The organism is Moorena sp. SIO3I6, from assembly GCF_010672095.1.
Genome location: NZ_JAAHHU010000577.1, coordinates 1 through 2,764, shown reverse-complemented (window position 1 = coordinate 2,764; position 2,764 = coordinate 1). Strand labels below are relative to the sequence as shown.

The window sequence follows — 2,764 nt, the reverse complement described above, 5'->3', positions numbered from 1 at the left end:
CCCTCACCCAAGCCCTGCTCCTGGAACAGCAGCAAGCCACGGTGGACATTTCCCAAACGTTAAATGAGATTACCGCTAGCATGCTTGAATCCCTAGAACGGGAAAAGATTTTTGCAGCTACGGTGGTGGGAATTGAAAGAGCGCTCTCGTGCGATCGCACAATCATTTACCTCCTCGAACAGAATCAGAAAGGCTCAATGGTTGCCCTCTCAGTAACTTTGGATGGGTCTGTTACCCCAGAAACACAGAAAGAAGAGTTAGATTTTGCCCTAGAGGATGTTGATCACTACCAGTCACGTCAGGTTCTAGCCATTGATAATCTTGAGGGTAAGTTGACCTACTACCAGCAGTCCCAAGTCGAGAGGCTTGGCCAAACCTCTCTATTGCGTGGAGCTAAAGCCAGTTTAGTAGCACCGATTTTGGTGGCAGGTAACTTGATTGGCTTTCTGGCTGCCCATCAATGTTCACAGCCAAGAGCTTGGCAGGAAACGGAGATTAACCTTTTGACTCAGGTGGCGATTCAATTGGGCTTTGCTGTAGAGCAGGCTAATCTCCTGGAAAAGACGGAAAGAATTTCTCAAGAGCAAAGACAGGAAAAAGAAGCACTCCAGGAGCAACTGCTGGTACTGCTTGAAAATTTGCAAGGGGCAGCACAAGGAGATCTGACAGTGCGCTCTGAGGTGACTTTGGATGAAATTGGTAAAGTTGCTGATGGTTTTAACATCATTATTGAGAGTTTCCAAACTATGGTAACCCAGGTCAACAACTCAGCGGTTCAAGTCAATACCTTACTGGAAAACAACGAGGTGGTAGTCGGTCAACTAGCAGAAGATGCTCTTAAGCAGGCTTCAGAAACCACTCGCACCCTGGATTCAGTGGAGCAAATCACCGATTCGATTCAAGCAGTGGCTGAGAATGCTGATCAGGCGGCGAGGGTAGTTGATGGAGTTGCAACTACTGTTGAAGCTAGTAGCACTGCTATTAACCTAACTCAGGAGAGTATCCTGGAATTGCGAGACACGATTGGGGAAACCACGTCAAGAGTGAAGCAGCTAGGTAAATTTTCCGAAAAGATTGCTAAGGTGGTTGCCTTGAGCAACATGCTCAAAGTCCAAACCAATGTTTTGACTATTAACACTGAGATTGAGGCTGCGCGGTCTGGTGGGATTCAGGGTTTTGTCGTGATTGCCAAAGAAGTGAATCAGCTTACCAACCAATTGATCAAAGCTACCCAGGAAATTCACAAGATAGTAGATGATATCGAGCTAGAAACGTCTCAATTAGTCAAGGTAATGGAACAGAGCACTGCTGTGGTGGAGAAGGGGACAAGTCGAGTTGAGGAAGCTAAGCAGAATATGAAACAGCTGAGGTCGGCTTCGTGCCAGATCGAGCAGCTAGTGACAGCCATTTCCCAAGGGAGTCTTTCCCAAACCGAAACCACTCAGAGCGTCGCTATGTTGATCAAAGAGATGGCCCAATTCTCGGAACGTACCGTTGATTCCTCTAGACAAATTTCAAGTTCCTTAACCTCAACTGTAGCCGTAGCTCAGGAATTGCAGGAGTCAGTTAGTGGTTTTAAATATTTTTCATAACACCAGCTGTCAGCCGTCAGCTGTCAGCCGTCAGCTGTCAGCGGTTGGCCGTAGGCCACGCTACTGATCGTGCCGTGAGCTTCTTTTACTCACAAGCACGATGAGTAGCCTAAGCTATGGGCATAAACTATTCCCTTAGCGTGGCCTCAGACCTTGAGCACTTCAAGTAGCGTGGGCGTAGCTTGTTAGCTGATAGCTGATAACTGATAGCTGACGGCTGAATGCTTACACGCAAACAGCTTTGTGGCACAGCCTTTGACGCTGTGACTTAACTCAAATTAAACTAATACTTACCTCTTTTATTATTAACGCTTTCCTCCTTAACCGTGCCCATAAGCTGATAGCTGATAGCTGATAGCTGAATAGTCAAATTAAATTATATTAACTGTGTTCAAAAAACTTAAAGTTCTTCAAACCCTTGCTATTCAATGATCCGAAGTTACCTGTGCCCTTGTTTAAGGTTATTATCTGAATTGTCTCAGATTGACTTCATGATACTCTCAGAGTTTGGCATAACAATTGGCTTGGATACTGAGCAGAACCAGATTTCGCTATGAAGAATTCAGTGCGAGCTTCTGAATTAGGACTAAAATTGGTTGACCGGGCTAGACGCCTGAAAAGATGGAACAAAACCGCAGAAGCTTGGTGTAGCAGTGCCTTAACCTCTAGGGCAACCTTAAACCGATTTTGGGCAAGACAACCGATTCGCTCTGACACCTTTATCGCCATTTGTGATGCTGTAGGGGTTGATTGGGAAAAGGTTGTTGAGCCAGATAAGATTAAGGCAGATCAAATCAATAACGGCAAGAGTCCCACTGTGGCTCAAATTAAACGTGTTGATTGGGGACAAGCACCAAAGCTAAGAGATTTCTACGGTCGTACTGAGGAACTGAACACCCTACAGCAATGGATTCTTAAGGACAAGTGCCGCCTGGTGACACTTCTAGGGATGGGGGGAATTGGTAAAACCTCTGTGGCTGTGACTTTAGCCCATCTTCTGGAAGATAAATTTGAGTTTGTGATTTGGCGCACTCTACGCAATGCCCCTCCCCTAGAAGAACTCCTGGCAGACCTGATTCAATTTCTGTCTGGACAGCAGGAAACCAATTTACCCTCCTCTGTGGATGGCAAAATTCTGCGATTGATTCGGTATTTACAACGGGGGCGTTGCT

2 protein-coding genes are annotated in these 2,764 nt (G+C 46.0%); both read left to right on the top strand.

The window, feature by feature from the left end; genetic code table 11:
* Window positions 1–1,592, top strand: a 1,592-nt coding sequence (locus F6K49_RS39835) for a methyl-accepting chemotaxis protein (RefSeq protein ID WP_293106219.1), incomplete at its 5' end; no start/stop codon positions are given.
* A 553-nt stretch (window positions 1,593–2,145) separates the two neighbouring features.
* A partial coding sequence (locus F6K49_RS39830) for an NB-ARC domain-containing protein (RefSeq protein ID WP_293106216.1) occupies window positions 2,146–2,764 on the top strand: 619 nt, incomplete at its 3' end.